Source organism: Listeria grandensis, assembly GCF_014322885.1.
Classification (GTDB): Bacteria; Bacillota; Bacilli; order Lactobacillales; family Listeriaceae; genus Listeria_A; species Listeria_A grandensis.
In genome coordinates this window covers 1-18,183 of sequence record NZ_JAASUG010000016.1, presented here as the reverse complement: position 1 = coordinate 18,183, position 18,183 = coordinate 1, and the positions used below count along the sequence as shown (strand labels likewise).

19 protein-coding genes are annotated in these 18,183 nt (G+C 40.4%); 17 read left to right on the top strand and 2 right to left on the bottom strand.

Features of this window, described 5'->3' with window-relative positions:
• The 16 genes from HCJ54_RS14805 to HCJ54_RS14730 all read left to right on the top strand — a co-directional run.
• The coding region (locus tag HCJ54_RS14805) for an immunoglobulin-like domain-containing protein (RefSeq protein WP_342354472.1) at nucleotides 1–402 on the top strand (402 nt) is incomplete at its 5' end.
• Between the two features lie 70 nt (nucleotides 403–472).
• Nucleotides 473–928, top strand: coding sequence for a DUF4352 domain-containing protein (locus HCJ54_RS14800; protein ID WP_187138190.1), 456 nt, complete (start codon nucleotides 473–475; stop codon nucleotides 926–928).
• 22 nt (nucleotides 929–950) lie between these two features.
• Nucleotides 951–2,228 (top strand): nucleotide sugar dehydrogenase, encoded by a 1,278-nt coding sequence (locus HCJ54_RS14795; protein ID WP_187138189.1) that lies wholly within the window; start codon nucleotides 951–953, stop codon nucleotides 2,226–2,228.
• A gap of 239 nt (nucleotides 2,229–2,467) precedes the next feature.
• Nucleotides 2,468–3,133 carry a YveK family protein gene (locus HCJ54_RS14790; protein WP_185410122.1) on the top strand — a complete coding sequence of 222 codons (666 nt, stop codon included), beginning with the start codon at nucleotides 2,468–2,470 and terminating at the stop codon, nucleotides 3,131–3,133.
• Complete coding sequence (locus HCJ54_RS14785) at nucleotides 3,127–3,810, top strand: CpsD/CapB family tyrosine-protein kinase (protein WP_187138188.1); 684 nt, start codon at nucleotides 3,127–3,129, stop codon at nucleotides 3,808–3,810. Before HCJ54_RS14790 ends, HCJ54_RS14785 begins: the two co-directional genes overlap by 7 nt.
• A 15-nt stretch (nucleotides 3,811–3,825) precedes the next feature.
• Nucleotides 3,826–5,148 (top strand): hypothetical protein, encoded by a 1,323-nt coding sequence (locus tag HCJ54_RS14780; RefSeq protein ID WP_187138187.1) that lies wholly within the window; start codon nucleotides 3,826–3,828, stop codon nucleotides 5,146–5,148.
• Nucleotides 5,114–6,373 (top strand): oligosaccharide flippase family protein, encoded by a 1,260-nt coding sequence (locus tag HCJ54_RS14775; RefSeq protein ID WP_187138186.1) that lies wholly within the window; start codon nucleotides 5,114–5,116, stop codon nucleotides 6,371–6,373. The genes HCJ54_RS14780 and HCJ54_RS14775 overlap by 35 nt, the downstream gene beginning before the upstream one ends.
• The gene (locus HCJ54_RS14770; protein ID WP_244966971.1) at nucleotides 6,363–7,019 is read left to right on the top strand and encodes a sugar transferase; all 657 of its coding nucleotides are present in this window, start codon (nucleotides 6,363–6,365) and stop codon (nucleotides 7,017–7,019) included. Before HCJ54_RS14775 ends, HCJ54_RS14770 begins: the two co-directional genes overlap by 11 nt.
• 25 nt (nucleotides 7,020–7,044) lie before the next feature.
• The gene (locus tag HCJ54_RS14765) at nucleotides 7,045–7,980 is read left to right on the top strand and encodes an NAD-dependent epimerase/dehydratase family protein (protein ID WP_187138185.1); all 936 of its coding nucleotides are present in this window, start codon (nucleotides 7,045–7,047) and stop codon (nucleotides 7,978–7,980) included.
• Between the two features lie 20 nt (nucleotides 7,981–8,000).
• On the top strand, nucleotides 8,001–9,317 hold the full coding sequence (locus HCJ54_RS14760; protein ID WP_187138192.1) for a UDP-glucose dehydrogenase family protein: 1,317 nt from the start codon (nucleotides 8,001–8,003) through the stop codon (nucleotides 9,315–9,317).
• Between the two features lie 5 nt (nucleotides 9,318–9,322).
• Nucleotides 9,323–10,192: a hypothetical protein gene (locus HCJ54_RS14755; RefSeq protein WP_222713043.1), complete on the top strand. Its 870-nt coding sequence runs from the start codon at nucleotides 9,323–9,325 to the stop codon at nucleotides 10,190–10,192.
• On the top strand, nucleotides 10,189–11,460 hold the full coding sequence (locus HCJ54_RS14750) for a glycosyltransferase (RefSeq protein ID WP_187138183.1): 1,272 nt from the start codon (nucleotides 10,189–10,191) through the stop codon (nucleotides 11,458–11,460). Before HCJ54_RS14755 ends, HCJ54_RS14750 begins: the two co-directional genes overlap by 4 nt.
• A gap of 7 nt (nucleotides 11,461–11,467) precedes the next feature.
• On the top strand, nucleotides 11,468–12,193 hold the full coding sequence (locus HCJ54_RS14745; protein ID WP_222713042.1) for a glycosyltransferase family 2 protein: 726 nt from the start codon (nucleotides 11,468–11,470) through the stop codon (nucleotides 12,191–12,193).
• On the top strand, nucleotides 12,190–12,951 hold the full coding sequence (locus HCJ54_RS14740) for a YqiA/YcfP family alpha/beta fold hydrolase (protein WP_187138182.1): 762 nt from the start codon (nucleotides 12,190–12,192) through the stop codon (nucleotides 12,949–12,951). The genes HCJ54_RS14745 and HCJ54_RS14740 overlap by 4 nt, the downstream gene beginning before the upstream one ends.
• Complete coding sequence (locus tag HCJ54_RS14735; RefSeq protein WP_187138181.1) at nucleotides 12,948–13,184, top strand: helix-turn-helix domain-containing protein; 237 nt, start codon at nucleotides 12,948–12,950, stop codon at nucleotides 13,182–13,184. Before HCJ54_RS14740 ends, HCJ54_RS14735 begins: the two co-directional genes overlap by 4 nt.
• A gap of 342 nt (nucleotides 13,185–13,526) precedes the next feature.
• Nucleotides 13,527–14,189, top strand: coding sequence for a Crp/Fnr family transcriptional regulator (locus HCJ54_RS14730; protein WP_187138180.1), 663 nt, complete (start codon nucleotides 13,527–13,529; stop codon nucleotides 14,187–14,189).
• A gap of 386 nt (nucleotides 14,190–14,575) precedes the next feature.
• Here HCJ54_RS14730 and HCJ54_RS14725 read toward each other — a convergent pair whose 3' ends face one another.
• Nucleotides 14,576–15,247 (bottom strand): Crp/Fnr family transcriptional regulator, encoded by a 672-nt coding sequence (locus HCJ54_RS14725; protein WP_187138179.1) that lies wholly within the window; start codon nucleotides 15,245–15,247, stop codon nucleotides 14,576–14,578.
• Between the two features lie 153 nt (nucleotides 15,248–15,400).
• Nucleotides 15,401–16,054 carry a hypothetical protein gene (locus tag HCJ54_RS14720; RefSeq protein ID WP_187138178.1) on the bottom strand — a complete coding sequence of 218 codons (654 nt, stop codon included), beginning with the start codon at nucleotides 16,052–16,054 and terminating at the stop codon, nucleotides 15,401–15,403.
• Between the two features lie 633 nt (nucleotides 16,055–16,687).
• Here HCJ54_RS14720 and HCJ54_RS14715 point away from each other — a divergent pair.
• Nucleotides 16,688–18,183 (top strand): SpaA isopeptide-forming pilin-related protein (locus HCJ54_RS14715; protein WP_187138177.1); only part of this gene is annotated, 1,496 nt, incomplete at its 3' end.

Below are 18,183 nucleotides of genomic sequence, written 5' to 3'. Positions count from 1 at the left end.
GCGAATGGTACATTCAGGTTCTATTCTTTCGATAAAACGAAATCACCGAAAGACATCATTGTGGTTCGCGCGTACGACAGTGTTGGCAAACTTCTCGACACAAAAACAGTAACAATTACGAACAACGTTGTCACAACGGCAGGACAAGTAACACCAGCTACTATGACAATTCCAGGTGATGCATCGCTAACTGGGACTGTATCAGGAGACGTAGCAGCTATGAAAGTAACCGTGAATGGAACTATATACGCAGGTGGTAGTATTGCTAGCGATGGTACATTCAAATTCTACACATTAGATAAAATCAAAAAAGCAGACGATAATGTCACGATTGCAGTATACGATAAATTAGGCAAACAACTAGACAGCAAAAAAGTAACGATTCAAGCACCAACGAAATAATTCAGATGCATCATAAGTGGCGTTCATCGCCACTTATGATGTCCTAGTTTTGAAAGGGAGTTCCAATTTTATGAAAAAGAACAAAATCTGGCTCGCGCTATTTTTACTAAGTCTAGTCTCGATGTTGGCGATGAGCGGTTGTGGTAAGACAGCTAGCGATGATATTGGTAAAACAAGAGTAGCCAATAATTTAGAAATAACATTGGCAGATATTCAATTGAAAATTAGTAATAACGATAAAAAACAGATGATACAGCTCGATTTCGCTGTGAAGAATACAGGTAAGGAAGAAGCTGGTGCAGGTGCTGGGGACTTCGTTATTCAGACAAAAGATGGAAAAAAACATGCGATGTATGGTTTAAACGCTAAAAACTTCGGCGATGAGATTGCTGCGGGTAAGACGTTAAAAGGACCAGGATTCTATGAAATACCAGTGGATCAAAAAGAAGTGACTGTACTGTATGAGCCATATTCACAAGAAACGACGGAAAATGTGACGTGGACAGTTACAATTCCAACAAAATAAAACGAAAGGTGGAAGCAACTATATGAAAATTACGGTTATCGGACTAGGGTATATTGGTTTGCCTACCGCGATACTGTTCGCAAAATATGGGCATAAAGTGACGGGTGTTGATTTATCACCATGGATGACAACGCAGTTAAACGCTGGACTCATTCATATTGAAGAGCCTGGTTTGGAACAAGATTTAGAAGAAGTGCTATTGTTGGGAAATTTCTGTGCAAGTACACAACCTGTGAGTGCGGATGCCTACATTATCGCTGTCCCTACACCAAATAAAGCCGATCAATACCAATCGTGTGATACGAGTTATATCGAAGCTGCTTTGACGAGCATTTTACCGTATGTGAAAGCAAACGATACCATCATTGTAGAGTCAACGATTGCACCGCGTACGATGGTTGACGTGGTCCAGCCGATGGTTGAAAAGAACGATTTTACAGTGGGAGAAGATATCTTTTTAGCGCATTGTCCAGAACGTGTTTTGCCTGGAAATATCATGCATGAGTTGATACATAATCCACGTATTATTGGTGGAATTACTGATGCTTGTACGGAAAAAGCCGCAGCAGTTTATGGGACTTTTGTGAAAGGCGAAATGATAAAAGCGCAAGCGGGCGAGGCGGAACTTAGTAAATTAATGGAAAATACGTATCGCGATGTGAATATTGCACTGGCCAACGAACTTGCTAAAATTAGTGATCATTTAGGGATCGATGCATTGCGCGTCATTGAAATGGCGAACAAACATCCACGTGTGAATGTACATCAACCCGGTCCAGGCGTGGGTGGACATTGCTTAGCGGTGGATCCATATTTTGTGATTGCAGCGGCTCCTGAACAATCTCCGTTGATGCAGACAGCGCGAGCCATTAATAATAGTATGCCAGCCTATGTTGTACAACAAGTCCAGGCGTTAATGGCAGAGCGAGAAGGGAATCAAGTAACCCTTTTTGGATTGACGTATAAAGGAAATATTGATGATGTTAGGGAAAGTCCTGCGATGGAAATTAGGGACCGATTAGACGAAGCTGGTTTTGAAGTGCGTGTCTTTGATCCGCACGTAGCCGAACTGCCGCTAAAAGGAGAAGAGGCATGCGAAGGAAGTTCTCTTATTCTGGTGCTAAGCGATCACGACGAGTTTCGTAATATCCCAACGAGCTATACCGATAGAATGCGTGATGCGACGATACTTGACACGAAAAATATTGTTCAAAGCGTAGGTACAAATGTGAATTATGTGAACTATGGCAATTTATATAAAGAAAAAAAGATACAACAAGTCGCTGGGGTTCAAGGTTAAAGCAGAAAAATAATCTACGGTAAACAGTTCGACAAAGAGCATAAATCTAAACGTTGCGCAAAGTAAGAAGTCGATGAAGTGATTCCTACTAGACATTCACGGACTAAAAAACTATAGATAAAAAGTTAGTGACATCGACATGATGCGTAGGAATCCCTTGTGACAATACGGAACACTCATTTTGAATTTATGTATAATAGTCTATTCAAAACAAAGCGAAAGAGAAGTGGTGTAAAACGGTGAATATCGAAAAGAAAATTGACATGAAAATGCTTGTGCAGTATTTGAAACGCTATGCCATCTTGTTGCTTTTCATGACAAACGTTGGTATTGCAGGGTCGTATATATGGGTAACGCAAATGGCGGTTCCGATGTACCAAGCGAGTTCGGACATACTTGTGAAACCGCAGAAGCTTGCAGAAGATGATATTAAGCTGGATGCGAACACAAATAATCGGCTAATTAGCACGTATACGGGCATTTTGAAAAGTAATTACATCATCGATAAAGTGAAAGAAGATTTGGATTTAAAAGCTAAACCAGAAATCTTGGCGCAAAAATTAGCAATAAAAAACGAAAATGACTCACAAATTATTTCCGTAGCATATACGGCTGACAGTGCTGAAAAAGCAATCAAATTTGTCAATAACACGGTGGCGACGATGCAACAAGAAGTTGGGAATCTTATCGAGGACAACACCATTGTGATTTTATCAAAAGCAGTCGAAGGAACTATCGTGAGTCCGAATAAAAAGATGAGTTTGGCGATGGGCGCATTTATTGGCCTCATGATTGGTGCAGTTATCATGTTTATCCACGGCTTTACCAATGTTACAATCCGCGAAGATACAGATATTCAGGAAGTAACCGTGATTCCGGTGTTGGGAGAGATTGAAAAATGGTAATGAAAAAACAAGTGAAAAAAAGATCGCTCATATTGGATGAAAAAGGAAGGGTTCCAGAACAATTTCGTAATATCCGAGCCTCGATTCAGTACATCGCAGATAAGAAAAAAATCAAAACGATCATGGCAACTTCTTGCAGGCAAGGTGAGGGGAAATCTTCTATGATTGCCAATTTAGCGATGTTTATGTCCAAAAGTGGCAAGCGAGTTCTTTTGATTGACGGCGATTTACGATTACCAACCATCCATCGAATTTTTAACTTGAAGAATTATGTTGGGTTATCAGATCTTTTGAAAGATCACCAATTCGATAAGTATGAAGGTATTCAGAAAATTGATGATCATCTAGATGTGATGACGAGTGGTGGGTCGCCATATAATCCATCTGAGTTATTGAGCGACAGTTTGTTACCGGAGTTTTTGAAAGAGTATGAGGAAGTATATGATTTTATTTTTATTGATGCGCCGCCTATTGGCTTGTCGGATAGTATTATCATCGCTAACTATTGTGATGCGACGGTTCTTGTTTTAGAGAATGGGAAAACGACGAAAACGCAGTTAAAAGAATGTATCGAGAAGTGTAAAATGCAAAATATTGATGTTCTAGGAATTATTCGTAACAAGGTACAACGCCGCCGTAACGATTCTAACTATTACTACAACTATGTGAAAAGGTAAGGGGGAAAGGATCGGATGTCTATTCGAGTCGGCAAGTTATCCGTGCTAGTAGGAATTATTTTATACATCATTAGTCTTTACATCGCCTACATTTACCTCATATCGCCATCGTATAGCTACTATCGGCTCGTCAACCTTCATCCGCCATTGTGGATCTGCCTAGTATCTAGCGTATTGGCCTTTTTACCAGCAACATGGTCGGAATATCGAACGAAAAGGCCATCGCAAGTTATCTATTGGATACTCTATGTTTTCGCCTATATACCAGTCATGCTGATACCAGATTTTGTTCGAGAGACGCCATTTGATGCTTTTTTCATCTTCAAGTTAGTGTTTTTGCTGTGCTTAGTTATTCTTTACCTCGGTGGAAAACTACCGCTCATTAAAATGAGAGAATGGAACATATCGCAAAATTTAGTTCAGGTTGGTATCGTCTTTTTCACGATGTTGTTATATGCGATTATGATTCAGACTTTCGGATTTCGCATCGATTTGGTGTCGTTTAAAGAAGTGTATGATGTTCGCGAAACTTATCGGGGAGAGGCTAATCGTTTCTCTGGATACGCCGTCGTTTGGCTTTCTAAAATTATGGATCTCTTTTTAGTCACATTAGGTGTCTTGAAGGGGAATATTGTGCTCATCGGCGCTGGAATCGTTGGTCAAGTGTATGTTTACTCGGTTACTGGTCATAAAAGTGTTGCCTTATCGTTGTGTTTACTTGCGGTTGTTCTGTTTTGTTTGCGGCATCGAGGTGCTAAATTCGGCGTCAGGTTTGTCTGGATGATTCTCTTTCTCGTTGTGTTTTCCATGGTTTTCGATATGCTTAGCGGAAATATTACGCTCACAGAGATTTTCACGAGACGCATGTTATTTCTGCCAGGCGCGCTATCGAGTTTCTTTTTCGACTTCTTCTCCACGCATCCGAAAACTTATTTAGGGCACTCCATATTTCGCGGCTTGGTCGATTATCCTTATGACGCGAATCCTAGTTATGTCATCGGATTTAATTATTTTGGTTCAGAGCAAATGTCGGCGAATGTGAACATGTGGGCGGACGGATATTCGGCATTTGGTTACATCGGTATGATCCTATTTACCATTTTACTCACGGTGGTTCTATGGATTTATGATAGTATTTCGGCGAATCGGAATTTTGTTATTAGTGTCGCGTTGATGGTCATGCCAGCTTGGAGTTTGGTTGATAGTTCGTTCATCATCGCGCTCATGACGAATGGTATTTTTATCGCGATGGGGTTGAATTACTTATTCCGGACGAGCGAGGAAACGCAGAGGGGGAAGAGCTTTGAGTATCAAAAAAATCATCTGGACGCTGTTTAGTGGTAATGCTTTTGCGCAATTGCTGATGATTGCTTTTGCGCCAATTATTGCAAGGCTTTATACAGCGGCGGAATTCGGCATCTATGCGGCGTACGTGACGGTCATTACAATCACGGTGAAAGTTGCTAGTCTCGGGCTCGAAAAGGCGATTCCATTAGAGCGAAACCGAGTACAGGCGAAAAAATTAATGCATATCAATCAATCTTTGGCGATCTTGATAAGTCTAGTGATTTTGCTGGTGTATCTTGTTTTTGGCGTTAGTGTTTTGAATTGGGTAGGGATCTATCCAACCTTGTGGGAGGCGATCTTGCTCTCCGTCGGGATTGCGATGACGAGCCTAATTCAAATCTATAATTATGAAAATATGAACCGGGAACAGTATCGGATCTTGGCGATGACGCGGGTGCTACAGAATGGATTCACTGGGCTAGCACAGATTGGTTTTGCCTTTTCAAATGTGATGAAAGGGTTAGGATTACTGCTCGGCGATGTGATTGGGAAAGCGATTAGTGTTTTGATATTATCTCGCGTTTCGAAACAAGGTGTTAAAAACCGTATCACATGGGGCGATACGAAAGAATTGATAAGCAGGTATAAGCATTTTATTATCTTCTCGATGCCAGCGGGACTGATAAATACGCTGTCGTTACAACTTCCATTGTTACTCGTGTTAGCCATTTTTGGCGCAAATGATAGCGGGCAGTATGCTTTTGTGCAGCGTGTGATTATCGTACCGATTTCGGTTTTAGCGATCACATTATCCCAGTTTTTTTATAGCGTTGCAGCGAAGGAAATCGGGGAGAATAAAGCAAAGGTTTACGAATTATATGTGGGGTTAACGAAGAAATTAGCCTATTACTTAACGATTCCATTTTGTATTTTTGCATCTTTCGCACCGCCCATTTTTCAAGTGCTTTTCGGTGAGGAGTGGCTTTTGGCAGGGCAATTAACACAAGTTTTAGGGGTCATGTTTTTAACACAAATTATTTGTAGCGCGACTTCGCAGATCCTCTATTTGTTGGAACGGCAAAAACTGCAAATTGTATTGGAGATTATCAAGCTTGTGTTTGTCATTGCTATTTTTGGGTGGATGCAGCGCGATTTTTTACAGACGATGCTTGTGTATGGGAGCGTTATTGCTATTTTTAATCTTAGTTTATGGTTTATTGGGAGACAACTTTTGAAGTCAGAGGGGGGATTAGTCATTGGAAAAAATGAGAAATGAAGATATATGCTTGTTGGAAAAACAGAGAGGGACGTGGATGGCAGTTTTCGTGAAGCGCTTTGCAGATATTGTGCTGAGTATCATCGGGATTATTTTGGCAGCGCCGATCATGTTGCTAACCGCGCTATGTATTAAGTTGGAGGATCGCGGGCCAGTGCTATTTGTGCAGAAGCGAACGGGAAAATTGGGGAAAGAATTCTCGATTTATAAATTCCGATCGATGCGCGTGCGAGAGACGTGCGGCGAGCATGAATATGACTGGGAGCACGGCGTTCCGGATACATTTGTTTTTAAAAATGTGACGGAGGAAAATCCAAATGTGACAAAGGTTGGTGCATTTATTCGCAAAACGAGTATTGATGAGTTGCCGCAATTTTTCAATGTATTGCTGGGAAATATGAGTTTTATTGGGCCGAGACCGGAAATACCGGCGATTACGTCGTGTTATTCGGAGCAGCAGAGAAAACGTCTGGAAGTGAAGCCAGGGATTACGGGATGGGCGCAGGTAAATGGGCGAAGTTCCGTGACAAATGGTGAGAAGATGCGGCTGGATTATCACTATGTCGAGAATTTTTCGTTGCAGCTGGATATGGTTATTTTGATGCGGACGGTTGTGGTTGTGTTGCGGTCACGAGATGCGGTTTAAGAGATTAGCGAAAGTGGGAAAAATCATGAGGAAAAAACGTATTTTAATAACAGGTGGTTGTGGTTTTATTGGTTCCCGGGTGGTTCAGAATTTACTTGCAACGCCACATGAGGTTTTTGTGATGGATGATTTGAGTAGTGGTCATCGATCGGCTATTCCTGAGATGTTGGTGGATTTGAAGGTTTGTGATATTCGGAGTGTAGCTGCGCAGGAGTATATTAAGGAGATAGCGCCGCATTTTGTGATTCATTTGGCCGCACAGATTGATGTGCAGGTGTCGCTTGCGAAGCAGCAATTGGACGCGGATATTAATATTATGGGGACGTTGAACGTGATGGAGGCTTGCAAGGAATTAGCAGATTTTGAACGGTTTGTATTTGCGTCTTCGGCGGCGGTTTATGGGAATAGCACGGAGTTGCCACTCATGGAGGATGCCGCGCCAATGCCGATTTCACCGTATGGCATGTCGAAATGGATGGGGGAGCAGTATTTGGAGCTAAACGGTGAAATGGCCGATTTTCCGTATTGTGTCCTCCGATTTGCGAATGTTTATGGTCAAAAAGGGACGGGAGCAAAGGATGTTATTTCTGATTTTTGGGATAAAGTGATACATGAGAAAAGTCCAATTATTCATGGAGATGGGGAGCAGACGCGTGATTTTGTTTATGTGGCCGATATTGCGGAAGCGCTCATTTTAGCTTTGAATGTTCGGGAAAATGGAATTTATAACATTTCTACAGGTGAGCAGACGTCGATCAATGATGTGTTATCGGTGATGAGCGATTTATTACAAGTGACGGTGGTACCGGAAAATAGAAGGAATCGGATAGGGGACGTGCGTGATAGTCGTCTTTCTAATGCGAAATTTCAAGAGGTGACGGGTTGGCAGCCGCTATATACGTTGGTGAAGGGCTTAGAGCAGATGCATTTGGAGAAGCAAGAAATGGTACTGGTGAAATAGAGGATGCGAAGGAGAGGAATATGAATATAGTTGTAATTGGTACAGGTTATGTTGGGTTGGTGACTGGGACGGCGCTTGCGGAAGTAGGACATCAGGTGACATGTGTGGATTTGGATGCGGCAAAAGTGGCGCGAATGCGTGGCGGCAAGTCACCGATTTATGAGCCAGGGTTGGAGAGTTTGATGGGCAATAATATTTGGAATGGGCGATTAACGTTTGAGACGGAGTTGCGTGAAGCTGTAAAGGCAGATAGTGTGTTCTTTATTGCGGTCGGGACGCCCCAAAGTGCGGATGGTTCAGCGAACTTGGATTATATTTTGGCTGCAGCTCGTGATATTGCGCCATTTGTGCACGAGGAAACGGTCGTTGTGACGAAGAGCACGGTTCCGGTTGGGACGAATGATTTGATTGCGGATACGATTGCGATGACTTGCGGGACTCGGCCGATGATGGTTTCGAATCCCGAATTTTTACGGGAGGGCAGCGCGATTCATGATACGTTTTATGGGGATCGGATTGTTGTGGGGACGGCGCACGAGGAAGCGGCGAGCGTGATGCGAACAATTTTTGAACTTTTTACTGTGCCGATTTTTGAGACAGATATTCGTAGCGCTGAGATGATTAAGTACGCAGCGAATGCTTTTTTAGCGACGAAGATTAGTTTTATCAATGAAATGGCGAATATGTGTGAATGGAAAAATGCAGATATTGAGGCTGTGAGTGCTGGTATTGGCATGGATACAAGGATTGGGAGTCAATTTTTACGGGCCGGGATTGGTTACGGTGGTTCGTGTTTTCCGAAAGATACGAGGGCGTTGGTTGCGATGGCGCGTGAGGAGGGGGAGAACTTGCCGTTATTGGATGCTGTCGAGGCAGTGAATGCGGTGCGTTATGAAAAAGTGATGGAGAATTTATTGACGATTCACCATGATTTACGCGGGAAAAAAATCGCGGTGCTAGGATTAGCGTTTAAGCCAAATACGAACGATATGCGCGATGCAGCCTCGATTAAGATTATTACGCAATTGTTGGATGCTGGCGCGAATGTTGCGGCGTACGACCCAGTTGCAACGAAAGAGGCGCGTCCATTGTTGCCGAATTCAGTGGAGCTGTACGATAAGATGGAGCCTGTTTTGCTTGATGCAGAGGCGGCTATCATTGTGACGGAATGGTATGAGGTGAGGCAGCTTGATTTGGATGCTTTAAAAACAATGATGCGTGTACCAATTGTCATCGATGGACGAAATTGTATGGATCAAAAGCAGATGAAAGAAGCGGGAATTATATATCACTCCATTGGACGGAACAATCATGATAAAATACCGGTTTTGAGGTGATTATCTTGGTTATTGTCGCTAGTGTTGTCGTATTACTTATCGCAGGAATCTTACTGTATTTCTTTTTCTATCAGGCAAAAGGGATTGTGCGAATTAAACGGTTGCTTGTGTTGAAGGAGAATTATGCAGCTCGGATACAAGGGAAGAAGCGTCTGATCGTGGGAGGAAGCGACGTATTATACAGTTTTGATACAGCTCTTTTGAATGAACAAGAAGAACTACCTCATGTGAATTTTGGCCTAAATGTTGGTTTGGGTATGCAGTTTATCCTTGATGCAGCGATGAAAAATGCAAAATCAGGGGATGAAATCGTACTTTGTTTCGCTTATTCGCTTTATTATCGACCAAATCATGATATTTTTGCGTACGAGTATTACCGAATGTACAATCGTCACAACTTGAAGCGTTTTTCGCCAAAGAAGCAGGCTTACTATTTACTTGCTAATTTAAGATTAAATGTAAAATTTGTTGAGAAACAATTTGATATTAGTGAATGCGGGTCCTATCAGAATATCGCGATTTCAGATTTAGATGCTAGCAAAAATAAGCCGTTACGTTTTCCGGATCATTTTGAGGAGACAGAAGCGATTCAAGCGTTGCAGCGTTTTATAAGGATGGCGAAAAGGCGGAACATCGAGGTCAAACTAACATATCCCAGCACACTCGGATTTGATACGTATGAAAATTCTAGTTATATCGCTGATTTAAAAGCATATTTGGAGTCTAACTTTACGGTCATCGGTGCGCCAAATGATTACTTTGTACCGCTTTCAGAGATTGCCAACTCTGTCTATCATGTCAATCAAATAGGGCAGAGGCGGCGAACGGAACAATTTTTGCAAGAGATTAACAATAGGGAACGGATGTCTATATGAAACAGAAGATTACGATGTTACTTTTTAATAATTTCGCGAATGATGCACGAGTGTACAAGGAAGGAAAAGCGTTGTCGGATGCAGGGTATCAGGTCGATTTGATATGTGTGCAAGAAGCGGGAAAAGCGATGTTACCGCGCAACGAAGAGGTACAGCAAGGTTTTCAGGTGACGCGAATTGGTGGTAGACAAGGGATGATTTGGATTCTGTGTCTTCTTGTAGCGATACTTGCTTTGAGCTTATTCTCAGGAGGGCTGATTGCAATCACACTAAGCGCTTTACTTCTTGCAACATTAGCGATTCCAAAAGTTAGGCGACTGCTGCAAATGGGATTACTTATCGTTGAAATGGCATGCGTCGCTCGCAGTAGGAAGCCCGATTTTTATCATGCACATGACTTGAATACATTGCCACAAGCACATATTGCCGCGAAATGTCGTTTGAAAAAGAAACCACTTATCTATGATTCCCATGAAGTACAGACGAGTCGCGAAGGTTACCATGGCGCGATTCACGGCTTTATCGAAGCTGTTTATATCAAGACTGTTGACTTCATGATTGTCGAAAATGATACCCGAGCAAAATACAACGAAAAAATATACGGTTTTTTGCCTGGCATTTTGCATAACTATCCAGAACTTGATGTGGCACCAACAAAAGTCATATCACTGCATAAAAAATTAAATCTACCAAAAGATGAACGTATTCTACTTTATCAAGGTGTTATCAATCCAGGTCGGGGTTTGGAAAGATTAGTAGCAGCAGTGCCATTTTTCAAAAAAGGAACGCTTGTCTTTATAGGAAACGGCCGTCAAAAAACAGAACTGGAAGCGCTGGTCGCCAAAAATGGTTTAGATCACAAAGTCAAATTCGTTCCTCAAGTGCCGCTTGCTGATTTAAAAAGCTATACCGAGCAGGCATATCTTGGTTTTCAAGTTTTGAACAATACGTGCTTCAATCATTATTCGGCCTCGTCCAATAAGTTATTCGAATACATTGCTGCCGCTGTACCAGTCATTGCGTGTGATTTTCCAGAAATAAAAAAAGTGGTGCAGGGCGATAAAGTCGGGATATGTGTGGATTCGCATGATCCAGTGTCGATTGCGGATGGTGTTAATGCTATCATCGAAAACCCGCATCATTACGCCGAGCTCAAGACGAACATTGCCGCGATTCGAGAAAAATACATCTGGGACAACGAGCAACATCGCTTACTCGGTTATTACACAACGTTAGGAGGAATCCCCCATCGAAAACGAACGAATTAGCATTATTATGCCAAGTTATAACAGCGCCAAAACAATGGAGCGCGCGATTCAAAGCGTTCTCGCACAGACATATCAGGATTTAGAACTAGTTATCATTGACGATTGCTCTAGCGACGAAACGTGTCGTATTGTCGAGAAAATAACAGATGCTCGAATTCGGCTGATCCGGCTGAGTCAAAATGGCGGATCAGCCGTTGCGCGAAATATTGGCATGGAAGCCGCGACCGGCAGATACATCGCTTTTTTGGACAGTGATGACAGCTGGCATCCAGAAAAACTAGCACGCCAGCACGCTTTCATGACTACAAATAAAATTGGCTTTAGCTTCACGGCTTATTATCGCAATGAACCAAACGGAAAAAAGCGCCTCGTTCCGGCTCCGGCCGAGATGACGTATAAAAAACTCCTACGAAACACGATTATCGGTTGCCTAACTGTCATGATTGACCGTACCATTGTTGGTCACTTTACGATGCCGAATATCCGTACGAGGCAAGATACCGCAACATGGCTCGCCATTTTAAAAACAGGCATCCACGCATATGGTTTGAACGAAGGACTCGCGTACTATCAAGTCGAAGCAAATACATTGTCTGCTAACAAGACCAAGATGATGCAGCAAACGTGGAAGATGTACCGAGAGCAAGAAAAGCTCAGCTATATTCACACGCTGTACAATTTCACAGGATATGTTTACCAAGCTATAAAAAAGCGGGTAGGTGGATACGCATGATGAAAAAAATACTAGCCAAGCTTTATTTTCAATTCATTGGAAAAACGGCGACACAGTCCAACGGGATAAAGTTACGCTACCTGCTTCAAACAGATAGGCAGAGTCAAGATTTGCTTGTCATCTTCAGCGCTTTCCCAAGAGCTGGAATGTCTGCAACCTACAACTATGTCAATACGCTCAAAGAAGTACCCGGAAATAAGCTTTTCATTTTAGATGATTTCGGCTTCCAGAAACGAGGCGTGTATTACCTTTGCGAACAGGGAAGTTTTCAGATCCGTGATGCTGTGGAGGAACTTATCACGAAGATCACTCAAGACATGAAAGCGACACAAACCACGTATATCGGTTCAAGTAAAGGTGGATACGCAGCGCTTTATTTCGGTTTCCGATTAGGCGCTACGAATGTGATCTCTGGTGCACCTCAGTATTTTGTTGGAGAATATCTTCGAGCAGAGCCTGAACGCATACCAACGCTAACATCGATGCTTGGTGAAATCTCCGAAGCGAAGATACAACAATTAGATCATAAGCTAAAGGAAGCCATTTCGGAAAAAGAAGCACCAAACATTTACTTGCACTATTCCGACAAAGAGCACACCTACAAAAGCCATATCGAACCACTTTTAGAACAGTTGGCCGATGAACAGATAAGGGTAGAGCAAGACATAAAACAATATGTAGCGCATGCAGACGTACGTAACTATTTCCCACCATACTTATTGCAAAAATTAGCTAAAATAAGAGGTGAGATCTCGTGAATCGCCAAGAAGAACTCCTGTCTTTATTAAATCGAGAATTCCTGTCTCGGCAAGAAGCTATCGACCATTTAGGCATCTCTAAACAATGCTTCCACTCTTTGGTTAACCGCGGTAAAATCACCAAAATAAAAAAAGGATCAGCTGTCCTGTTTTACCGTTACGAGATCGAAAGCAGAATACAAGACGCCGGCAAACTTAGGAAAAAATATCGACCATTCCAGCAGACAGATTAGTGATGGCTAAATTAATATATACAGGCTGGAACATAACCCAGATAAAGCAAAATTTTTCGTCCTACCCCAAAAAGGGTGAGACGATTTTTGCTTTATCTTGAGTTTTGTCCCAGTCTCATATTAGATAACATACTATTTTAGACAAAATAAATTTTTTTGACACAAAATAGACACAAAATAACTCATTGAGCCGCAACAGCTTTGGTGCATAAGTTGCAATTTGTAAATCATAATCAGCGAAATAATGAATTCGATATGTAAATTAGTGTTTTTTCAGTATGTCATAATAAAAAATTATGCATTATGCTAATACATGTAGTTCATATTAAAGGGAGGTTTCCTATGGATTTTCTTGTAGTTCACAGTTTATTGCTTAGAGAACCTAACTTGTTGTTACCTTTACTAGAGCTATCAAATATTGATAAGGGGGACCCGGATTGTTACGAACTTAAAGTGTTGAAAAGTCATGAAAGCCTTGATCTACCAGACACAGGCAAACTGATTCATGTTGTAAAGGGCCATTTGTTACAACAAGTTAATAATCTAAAGCAAAAGAAGCAAACCGTCAATGCAATTTTGATGGAAAGTGATTTTATTTTTTACAATGTTTTTCAAGCTACTCATTATGAATATACGGGGCTTGGATATGCAGAACTAGAGATTTATGACGCCAACGTGGTACTACAGAAACTTTCTAAGCAGCCGTTTTTTCCAGATCTCCTAATCGATACGTTAAAACGCCAAGAATCTCAGTTTTATCAATATTCGTATATGCTGACTAAAAGCGTGCAAGAAAGGGTGATAGATATTATCAAGCTACTTTCCATAAAAGGAGAGGATGGTTATCATATTCCGAAAACGGTCAACTATTTACTTCTATCTAAATGCTGCCAAATATCACCCCACACCGCTAAAAAGGCAATGCAAGAGCTGGAGCTAGCAAATAAGATCATAAATAAAGATGGTAAAATAATTTTAGAATATAATTCAGATTATTACGATTAATGAGTTCGTATAAGCTACAAAAAGACTTAAATTTGGGTATTTTGTAACTGTAGAAGAATGGCTCATTAACCCGATACCCCTTTTAAATAGTTGCATATTACAGGGGATATTTGGCTTTTGAAATAGCTGGATCTCTGCATTAATAAATAAAGGCATGGTTTGGCTAACTACATATAAGATAAGACGGATAGATAGCGTGTTTGATGAAAGAAAAGTATGCAGGGATACGATAAAGAATGACTTCAAATATTCCAGTCCAAAGCGCAATTAGTAAAACCATATCTATCTCACAAACGTTAAATTAAAAAGCCCCATTAACCTGTTTTACCGCTACGACATCGAAGCAGACCACAGGATAATAGGGGCCATAAGATGGTATTTTTCAGCTAATAACCGCAAGAATCATGTAAAAAATCAATATCTAAAATAACAATCTTGCCTTCCTTGCTGTACGTAATGATGTTCTCTTTCTGCAATTCAGACATGACGTAAGACACGCGCGTCCGGCTCACATTAGCTACATTAGCTAAAATTTCATGCGTAATATATTTAGGAATACTGTAGGTATTATCCCATGGATTGATGCCACGGAAGCTGTGAATAATAGATAGAATATAATATATTTTTTCTTTTAAATTTAGCCCTAACATTCTAGCGGCACTATCTTTCCAAAATAATTCGCGTTGTATATTTCGGAGGAAAAGCTCATTTTTAAGGTCCTCAGGATAAGAAGCTAAAGCTGACAACGGGATCTTTAAACCACGTATATTACCCAGTGTTGTATATTCAAAGTAATCATCGAAATAAAAAATATTAGGAAGTAAGCCGATAAAAGAATTACGCGTATAGAAATTATCGTAAAGCATTTTGCCTAGTGGGGAAATATGATATTTAAGGATAACACCTTCATAAACGAGAAATGCATATTTCTCTAAATCTACCTGAAATAAGCTAGGGCCTTCAAAGAAAAATTCTTGGGTGTCCGTATGACTTATCACGTAATCTGAAAACTTAGAATTAACATGGAAAAGTTCTTTGTGAAATTGTATAAAATTCATTATCATTACCTCCTTGTAAATTTCAACATGTGAAGCCTTCATAGTCATTATACAATAAAGCGTAATCATAATGTTAAATTTAGCCTGCTTTTACATACCTACTCACAAACGAAGAGAAATAAATATGTAAGGGCAAGCTATGATCTTTAAGTTTCATATCATCTCATCTTGAATAAATAAGTGTTGTTCTTTTTTGACGATGCGTTTTTCATGTTTTAAGTCTAGTAAAGCTTTTTTTATTGTTGCTGGCGTGGCTTGGCAACATTTCGATAGTAGCAAACTATTGACACGTTTTGGCACCATGTAGCCGTCTGGATGTTTTTTTGAGAAACGTTTCATGACATCTAAGACACGGTCGCGAATATTTTTCGTTAACATGTATGAAAAATGAAAGAATTCCTCTTGTTGTCTTTTATTGTAGTCGATTAAAAAATCTGGGAAAAATGGCTCTTTCGCAAGGGTGTCTAAAACAAGTCGTGCATCAAAAACAGCTATTTCTACATCGCCTATGGCTAGGTATTCGTACTGATTTTGCTGAAAAACATTATGAAAAATGACATCATTTGTTGACCAAATCGCATTCACACTTATTTTACAAATGTTTGGGTTATTTACTTGTTGTAATAAAACCCCCTTCGTAATATGAATAATTTTTTCGGCATTTGCTAAATTTAAGGATTGATAACTTTTTAATTTTTGAAACTGACAAACATCTGGGTGCCAAGTATCAAGTTCCGTCATATCTAGCAATGTAATAAATAAGTTAGGTTTTTTAATCAATAAATCATGAACATGTAAAAAATCCATCTTCTATACCACTCTCCATTCCTATTCGGATTTACTGCTAACCCAGTAACAGCATTTACATTAACACATATAAATGGATGGCATTGTAACATATGTTGTCCGTGTTTTCGTTTAAATAATTTTCTATGCAATCTGCTATTTTTGCAGAAAAAATAAAACATATTATAGAAGGAACAGAGATATGGAATGTCGAAAAGACCTAATAGAATGCGAAGGGGGAGGAATATCTTTTTTCGATAGTTCGTGTCCTCGTTTGTTTTTTAGCCCTGTAACTTTTGTTACAAAATGCCAGTAGGAATCGTGTTATTCTCTTCAAGGGGGGAAAACAGTCACATACCTACACTATGTAACGATATGCTAGCCAAACGAAAATACCCTAATTTATCTTTGTCGGTTCATCATGCTAAAATAGGCTTTTCACAATGTAAATCTTGCGTAAGGCAAAATGAAAACATGGGATGAATAGCTGATATATCTTGTATAGAGACAAAAACAGATAAATATAGAGCAGGTGTGAAACGAAAAAAAGCATCGAGTAACATATGTTACATCGTGAAATTAGGTTTATATATATACTAGTAATTGAGACAGGCAGTCAGGCATTAAAAAATTCGAAATATCAGGAGGAAATGAATGAAGAGAAATTTGAAAAAGATTATAACAATTATGCTTTTGAGTGTACTAATTATTAATCAATTATCCATGCAGATGATTACATTTGCAGCAGCGCCGGCAGATAATAATTGGGGAAATCAATTTGTTACAAATGTTAAGTTTACAGACCGTGATGGCAATGATATCTCATCTGTTCCTAAGGGAGAAGCTTTTAAAGTACGTTACGAATTTGCGATTCCGCTAGAAAATGAAGATGATATGCAGGCTGGGCAGTACATGCTCGTTGAATTGCCAGAAGAGCTTAAAACAATACAAAATGATTCTCTACCATTTAAAGATAAGAATGGTACAGTTGTTGCTAATGGACAAGCAACTGTAGACGGAGGCTCGGAATATAAGGTTGTATTCACAGATTATGTTGAAAATCATTCGCAAATAACAGGATTTTTCGAATTTTATGTTAATTTCTCGGGTAACGTAGAGCCAGGGGAAGAGATTCCGATTGAATTTCCTATTGGAGGCGGTTCAGTTGTTGTTCCAATCACACCAGAAGATCCAGAGGGCCCTCCAGGTTCAGGTCCAGGAGAAGCACAACCAGAAGGATACTATAAATTCGGCTATTATCTAGGAAATGGTGAAATCGAATGGGTAGTTCACATTGTTGGCCCAAAATTTAAAGAAGATCCACAAGGCCCTGGTCTTTACGAGCCACTTAAAAATTTAAGAATATTTGATGAGTATGGTCCAGGTCAAGAACTGATTAGTGATGTGACAGAAGTAAAACAATCTATAGCATGGACAGGAGGATTCCATGCAGGCGAAAGGCTTGAGGATAGACCTATTGAGAATCATAACCCAACAACTCGTACATTTGAAGTGCCATTAGGTGATACGACTGATGGTTTTGGTCGAGAGGTTAGTTACAAGACAAAGATTACTGATCCAAATCAAGAAGTCTTTGTTAATAAAGCACATGCAACAGCCGATGAATTTAGCAAAGATATAGAGCAATCAATTCGTATTGAAGGTGGAACTGCTGGAGCTGAAGGAACAACAGCCGGATTCACGGTTATAAAGCAAGATGCGGATGGGAAGCCTTTGGAAGGCGCTAGTTTCGATCTATACCGTATAACAGCGACTGGAGAAACAGAGATAGCGACTGGTTTAACATCGGATACAGATGGAGTTATAAGCTACGACAAGCTTCGTTTTGGAACATATGAGCTTCGTGAAACAAGTGCACCAGAAGGATATGTACTTCTAGATGCACCATATCGTTTTGTATTAACTTCTTCGGGGATGATAACATTAGGGATTCCCATTATTAATGAACGTGAAGAAATACCAGTAGGATCTGTGGAACTCATCAAATACGATGAAGCAGATGAGAGCAAAGGATTAGCAGGAGCAGAGTTTGATTTATTCCGTGGAACACCGGGATCAGGCACACTCGTAAGTAGTCATGTAACACCAGCATCTGGAGCATTCCAAGTGAACAACTTAGAATTTGGGAA